The following is a 16,800-nucleotide window of genomic DNA, read 5'->3' as shown; positions in this document are numbered from 1 at the left end:
TAGCAAATTTGGAAATGAGAAAATGGGGTGGTGTTGGGGTTTTAGGGAATAAGCATTAGCGGGGAGTATGGCGAAAAAGCGGAAGTGTAGCGAGGGAAAAGGGGGAATGTGGTGACGGAAAGGTGAAGAAAGACAGGCTGATGAATGAAGAGATAATGAGCGATGGGTGAAGGTAAGGCAGTGAAAAATGCTGTGAATTTTGAGATTTGATTTTAGTGATTGGGGATTTTTTGCGAAGGGTTGTACTGATTTTACCTAATAATTAGGCATTATTTATTGCTAATTACTTATAGTTTTGTACTTTTGCGCCCGAAATAACGAATATCATATGCTGAACGTTCACAACCTATCTGTTTCTTTTCAGGGCGAGTACCTCTTTGAGGACGTTGCTTTTATGCTCAATGCGGGCGACCGTGTGGGGCTTATTGGCAAGAACGGAGCGGGGAAATCGACGATGCTTAAATTGCTTTCACGCGAACTTAAACCCGATACTGGAGGCATTGCTACCGATAAAGATGTACGCATCGGATTTCTGAAACAGGATATTGATTTTGTGAAAGGACGTACCATTTTGGAAGAAGCCTATCAGGCATTTACTGAGATTAAGGCTTTGGAACGTCAGTTGGACGATATTCATCACCAGATAGAAACCCGCACTGATTACGAGAGCGAGGCGTACCACGATTTGCTTGATAAACTCAGCGACTATACGCATCGTTTCGACCTTATAGGGGGATACCAATACCAAGGTGAAACCGAGAAAGTGCTATTGGGGTTGGGCTTTCAGCGGAGTGATTTCGACAAGCTCACCGATAGTTTTTCGGGCGGGTGGCGTATGCGTATAGAATTGGCAAAACTGCTGTTGCAGAACAACGATATATTGCTATTGGACGAGCCTACGAACCACTTGGATATAGAGTCGATTATTTGGCTAGAACAGTTCCTCTCTACTTATAGCGGGGCGGTGGTAATTGTGTCGCACGACAGAATGTTTTTAGACAATGTGACCAATCGGACGATTGAGATTTCGGTAGGCAAAATATACGATTACCCGAAGCCTTACACTCAGTTTTTGGAACTGAGAAAAGAGATGCGCGAACTGCAACTCGCCTCACAAAAGAACCAAGAAAAGAAGATACAACACACTGAAAAACTCATCGAAAAATTCCGCGCCAAAGCTACCAAAGCCTCAATGGCACAGTCGCTTATCAAGAAGTTGGACAAAATAGAGCGCATAGAGGTAGACGAGGAAGACAATGCGGTGATGAACGTGCGTTTCCCTGTATCGGTAACGCCAGGGAAGGTGGTGCTGGAAATAGACGATGTATCGAAAAGTTATGGTGAAAAAGAGGTGCTCAGCCACGTGAGTTTGCTTATAGAACGAGGCAGCAAAGTAGCTTTTGTGGGACAAAACGGACAGGGGAAAACGACCCTCGCCAAGATGATAGTGGGCGAAATACCCTATGAAGGAACTATCAGGCTGGGGCACAATGTACAGTTGGCTTACTTTGCTCAGAACCAAGCCGACTACTTAGATGGAGAACTCACCGTGCTTGATACGATGTTTAATGCAGCTAATGACAGCAATCGCACTAAAATACGCGACATACTTGGGGCTTTTCTCTTCCGTGGCGATGAGGTAGATAAGAAAGTGAAAGTGCTTTCGGGAGGGGAGCGCAACCGTTTGGCATTGGCAAAGATGCTCCTTTCGGACTTTAACGTAATGGTGATGGACGAGCCTACGAACCACTTGGATATCAAATCGAAGAACGTACTCAAACAAGCCTTACAGCAATTTGAAGGGACGCTCATTATTGTGTCGCACGACCGCGATTTCTTGCAAGGGCTTACCGATAAGGTATATGAGTTTAAGAACAAACATCTGAAAGAATATCTTGGGGACATCGATTTCTTCCTCGAACAACGTGCTGCCGTTAATTTTAGAGAGATAGAACAGCAGAGCAAGAGCACTCCTGTGCAGGTAGAAAAAGAACCGCAGAAAGAAGAAAAACTCTCGTTTGAGGAGCAGAAACAGCAGAAAGCCATTCAGAATAAGCTCAACAAGATAGAGAAGAACATTACCGCTCTTGAAGACGAGCTTAAAGCGATGAATGAGCAGATGGGACAAGGCGTACAGAACGATGCTTTTTACAAGGAATACGAACAGAAAAAACAGCAGTTGGAGGATTTAATGACCGAGTGGGAATTATTAATGAGTTAAGTTATGCAACCTAAAAAAATCTTACTCTTTATTGTGGGGGTACTGGTAGCCCTCTTTACAATGACCCTTTTCAGCAGTTATCACACCACCGCCAAAGGAATGGTGCGAGAGGGTATAGTGTTTGGTGACGCGATGTTACGCTATCCGACCCCTGATATATTAGGAATGCTCTTTAAAGGGGGAGAGGAAAATAATAAAGTAGACGAACTTATTAAAGATACTAAAACCATTGTAGATGAAAAGACCGAAAACTTAGCAAAAAAGGATACCATTGTTAAGGACACGGTACAAACTTCGGAAACCAATATAGAAGGGAAAATATATTACCCGGGGAATCATACGGATTATATCAGAAGACTTAAAGAGAAACTGTGTCAGCCTACCTGCCAAATAGTGCATTATGGTGATTCGCAAATAGAAGGAGACCGTATTACCGGCTATGTGCGCAACCGATTGCAATTGGCATATACTGGCGGAGGACCGGGTTTTATCCCTATAAAAGTAGTGTACAGCCAAAACAGTGTGGACATTATTGCTTCGCCTAACTGGACGCGCTACGCTTTCTTCGACCGCAAACAGCGCAAAACGGTAGCACACGATAAGTATGGTTTGTTCTCTACCTTCTCACGTTTTACTAATTATGTGAGCAATACTGCTGATACGACTGCCTTACCCGTAGCAAAAGCCAGCTTTACGATTAAGCCTTCGGATAAATCGTATGCACGTTTAAGAAACTACACACGCTTTGGGTTGCATTATGGCAATGCGATAGCAAAAGTGAAGATACGTGTGTATCAGGACGGGAATATTCTAAGAATAGATACTCTTATCTCAGATGGTAAATACCATAATTATAAGCTCAATTTCGCATCTACTCCTAAGGAGCTAAAAGTGGAATTGGAAGGCAAGATAAGCCCCGATTTTTATGGGATTACTCTTGATGCGTCATCAGGGGTACGAATGGATAACGTAGCGATGCGAGGGGAAGCAGGACGTATATTTACACGTATGAATTACGAGCATTTCAGACAGATGAGTGCTGACCGCAAACCCGATATATTTATCTTTCAGTACGGAGGAAATACTATTCCCTATATGAAAACAGACCAACAGCTTCAAGAGTATGTAAACGCGTTGATATTTAATATCAAATGGGTAAAGCGAGCCAACCCCAATGCAATGTTTATGCTTTTAGGTCCTGGAGATATGACAACTTCGCGTAATGGACAACTCATCACCTATCCTTTTGTGCCGAAAATGAACAAACTGATGAAGGAAGAAGCCTTGAAAAATGGGATTGCTTATTTTAGTATCTTTGAAGCAATGGGAGGAGAAAACTCGATGACAGCGTGGGTGAAAAAAGGAATGGCTGTTTCGGATTACGTACACTTTACGCCACAAGGGACTAAACTAATTTCGGAAGTGTTTTACCAATGCCTACTTAACGACCTTGCGACGGTGCAATAATAGCTATGATAGATTTCTTTAAAAACTTCTTTACCTTTGAGTCGGCTCACCCACTTACTTTTGTACGGATAGACTTTTGGATATTCTTTGCTTTAGTATATGCGGTGTTTGTGCTCATCTATAAGCGTAAGCACGTGCGCAACTTGTTTTTGTTGCTTGCCAGCTTTTACTTCTATTACAAGGCAAGTGGGCTTTTTGTATTGTTATTGGTATTTAGTACTGTTACTGACTTTTATTTGGGGCATTATATCTATAATCAACAAGAAGAGCGAAGACGCAAAATAGGGGTTACTATTAGCGTTTGTGTGAACTTATTGGTACTTAGTTATTTTAAGTATGCTTATTTCTTTACTGATACTTACAATGCGCTGTTTCACACTCATCACCAAACCTTTAACTATTTAGCCTATTGGGCAAATGGGTTTGACTATAACGGTTACTTTTCAGTTGATAAAATTATATTGCCCGTAGGTATTTCTTTCTACACTTTTCAGACCATTAGCTATACAGTGGATATTTACCGCAGAAAGGTTGCACCACTGAAATCGATATTAGACTTTGGTTTTTATGTGAGTTTCTTCCCTCAGTTAGTAGCAGGTCCTATTGTACGTGCAGAAGAGTTTGTTCCTCAAATTCTCAAAAAAACAGAGATTAGCAAAGAAGAGTTTAATAAGGCGATATTCCTTATTCTTAAAGGACTTATCAAGAAGATGATATTTGCTGATTTTATCGCGTTGCACTTTTTGGATAAGGTATTTGATGCTCCTGAAATGCACTCGGGCTTTTCTAACTTATTAGCTCTGATAGGTTACTCGCTCCAAATATACGGTGATTTTTCTGGCTATACCGATATAGCCATAGGAGTAGCGCTATTAATGGGCTTCCATTTGCCTGTAAACTTCAATTCACCTTATAAGGCTTTGAACTGTGGAGACTTTTGGAAACGCTGGCACATCTCGCTTTCTACTTGGTTGAAGGACTATTTGTACATTCCGTTAGGAGGTAACCGCAATAGCACCTTAGGAACTTTTGTGTTTTCCTTGCTTTTTGTAGTGATATTGGTAGTAGCGATTGGTAACCTCGCTTTTACTTTTATCACAGGGGGATTGCTGATAGCAGGTGCGGTAGTAGCTTTTTATTACAAACCTTTTGAGCGTTACTTGACTACCAATATCAACATTATGCTCACGATGCTTATTGGAGGATTGTGGCACGGAGCTTCGTGGAAGTTTGTTATATGGGGTGGACTGAACGGTTTGGGTGTAGTAGCTTATAAGTATTGGCGCAAGGTGAGTCCGTACGAGCAGAGCAAGCTGTGGATTACTCGCGCTTGGAAGATAGCCTTTACTTTTGCTTTTATTACCTTTACACGCATATTCTTCCGAGGTAATGATATGGAGAGCATAAACATATGGTTCGCACAAGTGGCGAACAATATGAGTTGGGATACTGCTACCGAAGTGATTAGGCATAACAATATTCCATTAGGTGTTATTTTGATTGGTTATATTACCCATTGGCTACCACAGCATTGGAAAGACTATGTGGAACACGTGTTTGCCGAGAGCCATTACGCTGTGAAAATAGCGATAGCCTTAGTAGTAGTGCTCATTTGCTATCAGGCTTATTCTACCGATATTCAGCCGTTTATTTACTTCCAATTTTAGTTAGGTAAAAGGTAGGAGTAAAAGATAAAAGGGGGAGATGACCTATTGGGAATTAGTAGCTAAGAATACAATACAAGCAATAATGACTATAAGCACCAAAAAAGTTACTCCAGAAATAATAAGCCCTGCGACGGCTAATGTTTTAGGCTTCTTGCCCATTCCGATAATAGATAATATCAATCCGGTGAGCCATATGATAAGATTCACAATAGGGAGCAATACGAGGAATATTGCCACTACAGACGTTATGAACCCCACCAGACCTATGGGATTGTTATTTAGGTTGTTATCGTTATATTGCCTATTGTGAATAAACGACCAGTCGTTTGGGGTATTTTGCTTGAATTCTTCCATCTTTATTAAACAATAAATACTCAATTTTAATGCCACAAATATACAACAAAGAATTTATACTGCAAGTTAAAAAAACTTTTTTATAGGTAAAAGACACAAGCCATACGAGTAGATGTAATTAGCAGATTTGAGAATTAGCAAATGGGAAGTGAGGCTTGAAAAATTTTTATAAGAAAGAGAAGAGTTTAATAATTAAGAGCTGTTTGAAAGATGAGCGAATCTGAGGCGAAAGTAAGACGATGGAAACCTATTAAAAGTTAGAGGGAATGTTATAACGGAACAGTGTAAGAAGTGAAAAACAATTAGAGATTTAGCCAAACTCCTTTGTTATTTATTGAAAAGTTATTACTTTTGCCGTCAGAATTAGATAAGAAATAAGACACGTTATGTATTCTATCAAAAAATTATTACAAGACGGAAAAAGCATACAAGGAGAAATCACCCTTAAAGGTTGGGTGCGCACCTTCCGCAGCAACCGCTTTATTGCCCTGAACGATGGTTCTACAATCGACAATTTACAAGTAGTAGTAGATTTTGAAAATACCGACCCTGAATTGCTTAAACGTATTACCACGGGAGCAGCTATTGAAGTAAAAGGACGACTTGTGGAGAGTCAAGGTAAAGGGCAAAACGTAGAGTTACAAGCAAGTAACATCAGTATATTAGGTGATAGCAACCCTGAAGAATACCCTATCCAACCTAAAAAACACTCACTTGAATTCTTGAGAGAAAACGCTCACTTGCGTGTGCGCTCTAGTACTTTTAGTGCGGTGATGCGCGTGCGTTCTACTTTAGCTTTTGCTATTCACAAATACTTTCAAGACAATGGCTTTTTCTACGTGAATACGCCTATTATCACGGGTAGTGATGCCGAAGGGGCTGGAGAGATGTTTCGTGTAACGACCTTAGATGCCAAAAATCCACCACTTAATGAAAACGGCGAAGTAGACTACAAGAAAGACTTCTTCGGTAGGGAGACAAACCTTACCGTATCAGGTCAGTTAGAAGGTGAGACTTTTGCGATGGCGCTTGGTAAGATTTACACCTTTGGACCTACCTTCCGTGCTGAAAACTCCAATACCTCACGCCACTTAGCTGAGTTCTGGATGATAGAGCCCGAAATGGCGTTCTATGACCTTATCGACAATATGAATTTGGCGGAAGATTTTATTAAATACGTATTGCAATATACCTTGGAAGTACGTCGTGACGACCTTGAGTTCTTGAACAAAAGATTTTTAGAAGAAGAGAAGACTAAACCACAGAACGAGCGTAGCACAATGTCACTCATCGAAAAACTTGAATTTGTAATTCACAATCAGTTTAAGAGGGTGAGCTATACCGAAGCGATAGATATTTTAAAGAATAGCAATCACAATAAAAAGAAGAAATTTCAATACCCCGTAAACGAATGGGGTGTAGATTTGCAAAGCGAACACGAGCGCTATTTGGTGGAAAAACACTTTGAGTGCCCTGTAATTCTATACGACTATCCAGCAAATATCAAAGCGTTTTATATGCGCTTAAATGAAGACGGTAAAACGGTGCGCGCGATGGATATTCTCTTCCCAGGAATAGGTGAAATTGTAGGAGGCTCGCAACGTGAAGAACGTTACGATGTACTCAAACAAAAAATAGCCGACCTTCATATGGACGAGGCAACTCTTTGGTGGTACTTAGACCTTCGTAAGTTCGGTACAGCAGTACACAGTGGCTTTGGTTTAGGTTTTGAGCGCTTGGTACTCTTTGCTACTGGAATGACCAATATCCGTGATGTGATACCTTACCCACGCACACCACAGAGTGCAGAGTTTTAATGTAAGTTACATCAGGAAATATAAAAACCGAGTTACGAAAGTAACTCGGTTTTCTTGTGTAATTTTAAAAAATAAAACAATGACTAAGTTGCCATTTGGTATTTGTTTACTTTTTCTTTAGCCTTGATAAGGTCGAGATTCAAGCTGTTAATCTTTTGCTCTTTGTTGAGGATTCTTCCTTTGAACTTAGCATCGTCTTGAGGAGACAGAGCTCCTTTGGCTTTCTTTAAATTATACTTGTTTTGTTCCTTAGCTAAATCAGTTTTAGCTTTGGTAATTTTAGCCTCTATTTTAGAAACCTCAGAGTTAGCTTTGGACAAGCGTTCTTGGTTCTTTTTAGCACGAGCAGCAGCTTTTTGTTGTTCTTTAGCGGCTTTTTCTTGCTCCTTAGCAGCTTTTTGTTCAGCTTTCACAGCCTTTTCCTGCTCTTTTTGTAATTTTTGTTGAGCCTTTAACTGCTCTTTTTGAGCTTTAAGTTCTGCTTGAGACTGAGCTTGAGTAGCTTCAACAGAAGCGGGAGCAACTACCGGAGTAGTGGTATCGGTCATAGTTCCCATTTCGTCTACTTGAGCGAATGACACCTGAGCTACGAATAGCCCGGCGAACAAAGTGAGTGTGTGTAATTTCATATCTGTTAAATTATTTAGTTTTCTTATAGGGTGCAAAGGTAAGAAAAATATGCTTACTATTTCCATTTTTACAAAAGTTTAACACCAAAAAAGTCGCCTGCAAAGGAAAGAATCGCAGGCGACTAAGGAGTAAATTAAAATATAAATAGTTATGGATTATTGAACATTTCCTCTGATACGTAAGCCTTTTACAGGGCTTGATTTGGCATTGGAGGTAACAGTAATAGTTTTGCTGATAGGTCCAACACGATTAGTATCGTATTTTACTTCAATTTTCCCTTTAGCTCCTGGTGCTACGGGTTGGTTTGTCCAAGAAGGAACGGTACAACCGCAAGAAGAAGCTACGTTAGTAATTACGAGGGGTGCTTTACCAGTGTTAGTAAACTCGAACACACGCACACCGTCTGCACCTTGTTTGATGTTACCGTAATCAATTTCTTCAGATTTAAAAGAAATCTCAGCGTCTTGGGCATAAGCCATTACACCAAAAAATGCTAAAAATACAAATGTTAAAAACTTTTTCATAGTATAAAAAATTAAAAATATAAGTTTGTTTTTACGGTTATAAATATTACAACAACCGTGCCAAAGAGTATTTTTTAAGGTAAAAATTAAGATTTAATAGTGTAGAGTAAAAAAGGGTTTTAGCGAAGAGAAAACATTGTAAGTCACACAGATAAATTATTAGTAGATTGGTGGATTTGGATATTACGGTTAGCTTATACAAGCCTTATACGATATAACGGGCAAGTGAAGCCAAGATAAATCTGAGGCTAAGAAAAGTATTAAACTTTAAAAAACTAAAAGACTTATTCTATTAAAAGGCAACTAAAAAATTGTACTTGATGGTGGAATTGACGTCGTGTTAAAATTATCAATAGTTAATTGCTAATTGTGAATTGTTTTGTATCTTTGCCCTCTCACTTTAAATCTCAATAAAACTCTTACACACATATCCAGCTAACGCTGGCTTTACCTAAAAAAATGTATTTAATATTCGATACTGAAACCACGGGTTTACCCCGCCGTTGGGATGCCCCCCTTACCGATAGTGACAACTGGCCTCGCGCCGTGCAGATTGCTTGGCAATTGCACGACCAGTGGGGCGCACTCATAGAACATCAGGACTTTTTGATAAAGCCCGATGGTTTCGATGTGCCTTATGATGCCGAAAAAGTACACGGTATTTCTACCCAATTAGCAGAAGCACAAGGTGTGCCTATCGCTGAGGTGTTCAAAGCCTTCAACGAGGCGCTCAGCAAAGCAAAATACGTGGTAGGACAAAATATAGGCTTCGATATCAATATTATGGGGGCTGAGTTTCACCGCTATGGAGTCGAGAGTCCGCTTACGCAGATGCCTGTAATCGATACTTGTACTGAGGCAACTGCCAACCTTTGCCAGATAGCAGGCGGGAAAGGAGGTCGTTATAAGCTGCCTACCCTCACTGAGTTGCACTCTTTCCTCTTTGGCGTACCCTTTGCCGAGGCGCACAATGCCACTGCCGACGTAGAGGCAACCACCCGCTGTTTTTTTGAATTGATACGTCGTGGTGAAGGCTTTCAAGAAGGTACTTTCAGTAGCGACTATATCAAAGAATTTCAAGGGCATCACACCTCACCTATAGCTCTTATCGGACTCAAGCACGTGAACCTCAAAGAGGCTTCCGATGCCTTGCGAAAAAGCAGTAGCACTGCACAAACTACAGAACCTCACGTCGATGCTTCACTGTTAGAAAATGCGGTGTTTGCCCACCTCCATAACCATACACAGCACTCTATATTACAGTCTACTACGTCTATAAAAGACCTCGTAAAAATCACCGCTAAAGAAAAGATGCCTGCCGTGGCTCTTACCGATAGCGGCAATATGATGGCTGCCTTTCACTTTGTGCAAGCCGTACAAGGACATAACAAAGAGGCGGAAGCTAAAAACAAAGAGGCTCAAGAAAAGGGTGAAACACCTACCGAAACGCTTATCAAGCCTATTATAGGTTGTGAGTTCAATATCTGCGAAAATCACTTAGATAGAACCCGACAAGACAACGGCTACCAAGTAGTGATTTTGGCTAAAAACAAACAAGGTTATCACAATCTTACCAAAATGGCTTCTATCGCCTCTACCAAAGGGTTTTACTATGTACCTCGTATAGATAAGGCGATTGTAGAGCAGTACAAAAGCGACCTAATAGTGCTTTCTGGAGGTATGAATGGTGAAGTACCTTCAAAAATACTGAATATCGGTACCAAGCAGGCGGAAGAGGCGCTTTTGTGGTGGAAAGAGCAGTTCGGTGACGACTTCTATCTGGAGATGATGCGCCACAACCAAGAAGATGAAAATCGCGTAAACGAAACCCTTGTAGAGTTCTCTAGAAAATATGGAGTGAAGCTCATTGCTACTAACAATACCTTCTATCTACATAAAAAAGACGCCAATGCGCACGATATTTTGTTGTGTGTAAAGGATGGCGAAAAACAAAAAACACCTATTGGGCGCGGTCGTGGCTATCGTTTTGGGATGCCTAACGACGAGTATTACTTCAAAACTTCAGCCGAAATGAAGGCACTCTTCAAGGATATACCCGAAGCAATTCTCAATATTCAAGAAATTATCGATAAGGTAGAACCCTACGGATTGACGCGTGATATCCTCTTGCCTAAGTTTGATATTCCTGAAGAATTTCAAGTAAGTGATGACCCCACAGGTAAGAAAGGTGAAAACAACTATTTGCGTCATCTCACTTATGAAGGGGCTAAACGCAAATACCCCGAAATTACCGATGAAGTGCGCGAGCGTTTGGATTTTGAGCTTTCTATTATCGAAAAAACGGGTTACCCTGGTTACTTCCTTATAGTACAAGATTTTATTGCTGCAGCGCGACGTATGAACGTATCGGTAGGTCCTGGAAGGGGTTCGGCTGCGGGCTCGGCAGTGGCGTTCTGTTTAGATATTACCAATATGGATCCGATTAAGTACGACCTGCTCTTTGAGCGTTTCCTTAACCCTGACCGTGTGTCGATGCCCGATATCGATATTGACTTTGAGGACTCGGGTCGCCAAGATGTAATCAACTATGTGATTGATAAGTATGGCGAGAGTCAGGTAGCGCGGATTATCACTTATGGTAAAATGGCTGCCAAATCGGCAATCAAAGATACGGCTCGTGTGCTGGATGTGCCTTTACAAGAGTCGAATAGATTAGCGAGCTTGGTACCTAATGGGGTATCGTCCTTAGGGAAAATGTTCGGTTGGGACGATAAAACCCTCAAAGAAAAAGTGCGCAGTGAAGAATTACCAAAAGTAGACGAGCTGAAACGTCTTTTAGTAGGAGAAGGGGAGGAGGACAGTACCCAAACTATTCAGCAGGCAAATATTATTGAAGGTTCGGTGCGTAACACAGGTATCCACGCTTGCGGGGTGATTATTACACCCGATGATATCACTAACTTTGTGCCGGTAGCTTTAGCCAAAGATTCAGACTTGTTTGTGACTCAGTTCGATAACTCGGTAGTAGAGAGCGCAGGATTACTGAAAATGGACTTCTTGGGGCTCAGTACCCTCACACTTATCAAAGACACTATTGAAAATATCAAACAAACGCATAATATAGAGCTGGATGCAGAGGCTTTTCCGCTTGACGATAAAAAGACTTACGAACTCTTCCAGCGCGGTGAAACGGTCGGGATTTTCCAGTACGAGTCCACTGGTATGCAAAAGTATATGCGAGAGCTTAAACCTACCGTCTTTGCTGACCTGATAGCGATGAATGCCCTCTACCGCCCAGGTCCATTGGAGTATATTCCTAGTTTTATCAAGCGGAAACACGGTATTGAGCCTATTGAGTACGACCTCCCCGATATGGAGGAATACCTCAAAGAAACGTATGGAATTACCGTATATCAAGAGCAGGTGATGTTGCTATCGCAGAAATTGGCAGGTTTTACCAAAGGTGAAGCCGACGTGCTCCGTAAGGCGATGGGTAAGAAACAAATAGCCGTGCTAGCCAAGATGAAACCTAAGTTCATTACCCAAGCTTCCGAAAAAGGTCACGACGCCCAAAAACTCGAAAAGATATGGGCAGACTGGGAGAAGTTTGCCGCTTATGCGTTCAATAAATCGCACTCCACCTGCTATGCGTGGGTGGGGTACCAAACTGCCTACCTAAAAGCCAATTATCCTGCCGAGTATATGGCAGCGGTACTCTCTAACAATATGAATGACATCAAAACGATTACCTTCTTTCTAGAAGAGTGTCACCGAATGGGTATCAAGGTGTTACCTCCTGATGTGAATGAATCGTTGTACAAATTTACCGTAAATAAAAACGGTGATATACGTTTCGGTATGGGGGCTGTGAAAGGAGTAGGAAAAGCAGCAGTCGATACGATTGTAGAACAACGCCAAGAGCGTCCTTATACCTCTATTTTCGATTTGGCAAAACGTGTAGATTATAAGAGTATCAACAAGAAAGCCTTTGAAAGTATCGCTTTGGCAGGAGGTTTTGATTCGTTCACCAATGTACACCGCGCTCAGTACTTCCACGCTGAAGCTGACGGCGTTCCCTTTCTCGAAAAAGCCATTCGCTTTGGTACTAAATACCAAGAGAGTAAGAACTCTGCCCAAATGAGTCTGTTTGGTGGTGAGAGTGAAGTAGATATCCCTGAACCTGCTGTGCCTAAATGTGAAACGTGGGGTAACCTTGAGCAGTTGCGCCGTGAGAAGGAGGTGGTAGGTATCTATATCTCAGGGCACCCGCTCGACGATTTTAAGCACGAGTTACAAAACTTTTGCAATATCAGTCTATCGGAATTGCAAGACTTACAACCTTTTATTAACCGTGAACTCACTGTTGCGGGTATGGTAGCTGACCTGCAACATCGTACGGCTAAGAACGGAAAAGGTTACGGCTTTTTTACTCTTGAGGATTACGACGGCTCTTACGAGTTTAAACTCTTTGGAGATGATTATTTGAACTATCAGAAATATATGGTACCAGGAGCGTTTTTGTATATCAAGTTTAAGATAGTGGAAGGATTTTTGAATAGGGAAACCAACCAAAGAGGCGAACCTCGAATACAGTTTCTACAGATGATGCAGTTGCAAGATGTGATGGAAACCCTCTCTAAAAAACTTACTTTACACGTGAATATAGAGGAGATTAACCAAGATTTGATTGCAAAATACAAAGATTTACTACAAAAGCACAAAGGGAAACAGTCTATTTACTTTGTTGTGCACCATCACAATGAAAATATTCACCTAAATATGGAAAATGGTAATCTAAAGGTGGCGATTACTAAATCTTTTTTAGATGATTTAGACGCTCTATTTGCAAAATATCATCTCAATGACCGCAGAATGGAGAAAATAGTTGCTAAAAAGACAGAAGATACTCACGACGACGAGGAAATGGCAATGGAGGATTTAGGATTATCGGAGTAGACAATTAGTTAATTTCTATTTTGACTGCTGACTGCTAACAGCTAAAAAAATCTTCAATCGTAACTCGTAGTTTGTAATTATTTTGTACTTTTGCACAACCACTTAAAAAGAAAAAGAAATGAGTGCATTGAGCGTTAATCACCTGTTGGGCATTAAGTATATCACCGAAAAGGATATACAGTTAATATTTGAAACAGCTGACCACTTCAAGGAGGTTATTAACCGTCCTATTAAAAAAGTGCCTTCGTTGCGCGATATTACTATTGCCAATCTCTTCTTCGAGAATAGTACGCGCACTCGTCTTTCCTTTGAATTGGCAGAAAAACGTCTTTCTGCCGATGTGATTAACTTTTCGGCTTCTCAATCATCGGTAGCCAAAGGGGAAACCTTAGTAGATACCGTGAATAATATCCTCTCGATGAAAGTGGATATGGTAGTGATGCGTCACCCGAACCCAGGTGCGGGAGTCTTCCTCTCACAACACGTGAAAGCCTCAATTGTAAACGCTGGCGATGGAGCTCACGAACACCCTACACAAGCACTTTTAGACTCATATTCTATACGCGAACGCTTGGGAGATGTAGCAGGTAAAAAAGTAGTGATAGTGGGGGATATACTACACTCGCGCGTGGCACTTTCGAACATCTTTGCACTCCACAAGCAAGGAGCTGAAGTGATGCTATGCGGACCTCAAACACTTATTCCTAAATACATTCATAAATTGGACGTGAAGGTAGAAACCAATTTGCGCAAGGCTTTGAGCTGGTGTGATGTGGCTAATATGTTGCGTATCCAAAACGAACGACTCGACATCAGTTATTTTCCTTCCACCCGTGAATATGTACAACAATACGGACTCACCAAAGAGCTATTGGATAGCCTTGACAAAGAAATAGTGATTATGCACCCAGGACCTATCAATCGAGGGGTAGAAATTACCAGCGAAGTTGCTGATAGCTCCCAATCGATTATTTTACAACAAGTAGAAAATGGGGTAGCTATACGAATGGCAGTGATTTATTTGTTGGCGAGCAAGATTTAATAAGGTAAAAGATAAAAGGTAAAAGATAAAAGGTAAAGCCAGCGAGGGCTCACAGCTGGGTATGTGAATAAAAGATAAGAAAAGCGCGATGTTTACTATTCAAACATCGCGCTTTTTAATTGTTAATGTCAATTATTAATTGTTGTTATCTTCTAATTCTGATGGTGATAAGGGCAAAGATAAAAGTGGTGAAAAAGGAGAATATAGCATACACAAGGGCAGGTTTGGTCATATCGGTATTGCCCATAAGGGTACCTGCTACCAATATCGCCAAAGCAGTGTTTTGTAGACCTACTTCTATACTGATAGTCGTTGCTTGTACACCCGGTAATTTAAAAGATTTCAGAGCGATAAAATAACTAAGTGTCATTGCGCTGAGGTGCATTAGGAGCGTAGCAGGCAAGAGTCGGATTATTTCATCTACTGAAATACCACTTCCTCCTGATTGTTTATCACCGAAAAACTTGATAAAGAATACAATTCCCAACAATATGGTATTAGTTACTTTTAAAGGAAAACGGATTTTAAGAGATACATTAGGGAAAAACCGGTTGAAGAATAAGCCCAACAAAGCTGGTATTATAATGATTTTGGCTACTTCCCAGACCATATTGAATATAGGGAGCGACACTTCGGTATGACCCCCCATAAAAACTCCTACTGCCCAATTAGACAACACCGGAATGGTAAACAGTATGAGCAAGCTATTGATAGCGGTAAGAGCTACTGCCAAAGCGGTATCGGCTTTGATGAGATAACTAATGAAATTGGAGGTAGTACCTCCAGGACATATTGATACGATGATGAGTCCTACTTTTTCGGCAGGGGGTAAATTAGAAAACTCGGCAATGATAAAAGCACAGATAGGCAAGAAGACCATCTGCAAGAAAAGCCCTAAGTACAAGGGCTTTGATTTTTTGAATATGTTTTCGAAATCGGAGAAGCGCAACGAACTGCCTATCGCAAAGGTGATAAGCATAAGCACTGCCGAAAGGAGGTAATCTATAAACATCAGCGATTAGCTTTTCTAATAAGTATAGGTATAGGTAGCTTTATGAGCGTTGTTTTTCTTATATTCAGCGGACTTAGGTGTATTGTTGCTATTCCATTGATAGCTAAAAGTACGAGTGGCATTCTCTAAATCTTTATAGTCAGCTTGGGTGTTATTATGGAGGTTTTTAGTATAAGAAATTACATTGTGAGCGACTGTTCTTATAAGAGGGTCTCTGTAATAATCGCCATAGTAGTTGTAATTACTTATCAACTCTATTTCAGCTAAATATTTAAAGAGGTCTCGCTGATAGATATTCGGTTTATTATCGTATTGGTAAGTACAAGTGCCTTTGGTATTTTGGTCAGGAACAGCCCCTACATAAGTTGCTTTTTCAAGAGAAGCTACTGTACCATCGGGATTGAGGGAATAAATATAATAGTCGTTAAAACCAGCGAATGAGCTATGAGCTATTATTGTTATTTTGTTTTTATCATAAGTGTAGCTATATTTATTTATTTCACTACCACTTTCAGTAGTTTTTTTGGATATCTTACCATTGGCATATTCATAACTTATCTTTTGAGCGTTATCATTACGGACAATTGATTGTAAGTGATTTCCGTTATAAGTAAAGTTATAGGTATAGTTTCTGTTGCTTTGAGAATTACTTTTAATACTGATAGCAGTTATCAACTCGCCGTTATAAGTGATGGTATAGACTTCATCAGTAGTGGGGGTACCGTTATCGACTACTTTTCTTTCAAAAGCAGTAATTTTATTACCACTTAACGTATAGGTTTCAGTGGTTTTAACAGTGCCTATACTACCAATAGTTTCCTCTACTATTGTTTTAGGAAAAGCACCGCCAGGGGTAGTTTCATCATTGTTGTCTTTTTTACAAGAAAGAAAGATAAGTGTAAGACCTATGGCTAATAATAATGTTTTTTTCATTGGTTATATACTTTTATGGCGACAAAGGTACGAAACATTTTTTAATTAACAATAAGAAGTGTGAGCCACACGGGCAGGGAAAAAATTAGCAAATTAGGAAATGAGAAAATTAGCAAATGTGAAGGGTTGAGGAGTTCGAAATATAGCGGAGGAGAACGAAAGAGAGCTGAGAGGAATTTTGGTGAAAAAAGGCTATGAGAAGGGTGGGGGTAGCTT

At 40.6% G+C, this 16,800-nt stretch carries 11 protein-coding genes; 6 read left to right on the top strand and 5 right to left on the bottom strand.

The genetic code is table 11. From position 1 onward, the window contains the following. Positions 1–328: 328 nt before the first annotated feature. Genes HMPREF9078_RS02775 through HMPREF9078_RS02765 form a run of 3 tightly spaced genes read left to right on the top strand, consistent with a single transcriptional unit; the run spans position 329 to position 5,355 of the window. Complete coding sequence (locus HMPREF9078_RS02775; protein ID WP_009419214.1) at positions 329–2,221, top strand: ABC-F family ATP-binding cassette domain-containing protein; 1,893 nt, start codon at positions 329–331, stop codon at positions 2,219–2,221. Between the two features lie 3 nt (positions 2,222–2,224). Next, the gene (locus tag HMPREF9078_RS02770; RefSeq protein WP_009419213.1) at positions 2,225–3,688 is read left to right on the top strand and encodes a hypothetical protein; all 1,464 of its coding nucleotides are present in this window, start codon (positions 2,225–2,227) and stop codon (positions 3,686–3,688) included. A 5-nt stretch (positions 3,689–3,693) separates the two neighbouring features. After that, entirely contained in the window at positions 3,694–5,355 is a 1,662-nt protein-coding gene (locus tag HMPREF9078_RS02765; RefSeq protein WP_009419212.1) for an MBOAT family protein, read from the top strand. Between the two features lie 42 nt (positions 5,356–5,397). Here the strand turns inward: HMPREF9078_RS02765 and HMPREF9078_RS02760 are convergent, their stop codons facing one another. Continuing rightward, positions 5,398–5,709, bottom strand: a complete 312-nt coding sequence (locus tag HMPREF9078_RS02760; RefSeq protein ID WP_009419211.1) for a hypothetical protein — start codon at positions 5,707–5,709, stop codon at positions 5,398–5,400. 386 nt (positions 5,710–6,095) lie between these two features. On the opposite strand from HMPREF9078_RS02760, the gene asnS reads away from it, so the two are divergent. Then, positions 6,096–7,526, top strand: coding sequence for an asparagine--tRNA ligase (gene asnS / locus HMPREF9078_RS02755; RefSeq protein WP_009419210.1), 1,431 nt, complete (start codon positions 6,096–6,098; stop codon positions 7,524–7,526). An 83-nt stretch (positions 7,527–7,609) separates the two neighbouring features. Here the strand turns inward: asnS and HMPREF9078_RS02750 are convergent, their stop codons facing one another. Both HMPREF9078_RS02750 and HMPREF9078_RS02745 read right to left on the bottom strand, forming a co-directional pair. Further along, positions 7,610–8,221 carry a hypothetical protein gene (locus HMPREF9078_RS02750; RefSeq protein ID WP_009419209.1) on the bottom strand — a complete coding sequence of 204 codons (612 nt, stop codon included), beginning with the start codon at positions 8,219–8,221 and terminating at the stop codon, positions 7,610–7,612. A 90-nt stretch (positions 8,222–8,311) separates the two neighbouring features. Further along, complete coding sequence (locus HMPREF9078_RS02745) at positions 8,312–8,680, bottom strand: DUF1573 domain-containing protein (RefSeq protein WP_002673576.1); 369 nt, start codon at positions 8,678–8,680, stop codon at positions 8,312–8,314. Between the two features lie 459 nt (positions 8,681–9,139). Here HMPREF9078_RS02745 and dnaE point away from each other — a divergent pair, with 459 nt between their 5' ends. Beyond that, on the top strand, positions 9,140–13,597 hold the full coding sequence (dnaE, locus tag HMPREF9078_RS02740) for a DNA polymerase III subunit alpha (protein WP_009419208.1): 4,458 nt from the start codon (positions 9,140–9,142) through the stop codon (positions 13,595–13,597). Positions 13,598–13,715: 118 nt separating this feature from the next. Then, on the top strand, positions 13,716–14,639 hold the full coding sequence (locus tag HMPREF9078_RS02735) for an aspartate carbamoyltransferase catalytic subunit (protein ID WP_009419207.1): 924 nt from the start codon (positions 13,716–13,718) through the stop codon (positions 14,637–14,639). A 145-nt stretch (positions 14,640–14,784) separates the two neighbouring features. Here HMPREF9078_RS02735 and HMPREF9078_RS02730 read toward each other — a convergent pair whose 3' ends face one another. Both HMPREF9078_RS02730 and HMPREF9078_RS02725 read right to left on the bottom strand, forming a co-directional pair. Further along, a complete protein-coding gene (locus HMPREF9078_RS02730) occupies positions 14,785–15,651 on the bottom strand; it encodes a bile acid:sodium symporter family protein (protein ID WP_009419206.1) in 867 nt (288 codons plus the stop codon). A gap of 15 nt (positions 15,652–15,666) precedes the next feature. Further along, positions 15,667–16,584: a hypothetical protein gene (locus HMPREF9078_RS02725; protein WP_009419205.1), complete on the bottom strand. Its 918-nt coding sequence runs from the start codon at positions 16,582–16,584 to the stop codon at positions 15,667–15,669. Positions 16,585–16,800: the final 216 nt, after the last annotated feature.

Source organism: Capnocytophaga sp. oral taxon 380 str. F0488, from assembly GCF_000318255.2.
GTDB lineage: Bacteria > Bacteroidota > Bacteroidia > Flavobacteriales > Flavobacteriaceae > Capnocytophaga > Capnocytophaga ochracea.
The sequence above is the reverse complement of the archived record's forward strand: the minus strand, read 5'-3'. Positions and strand labels throughout refer to the sequence as shown.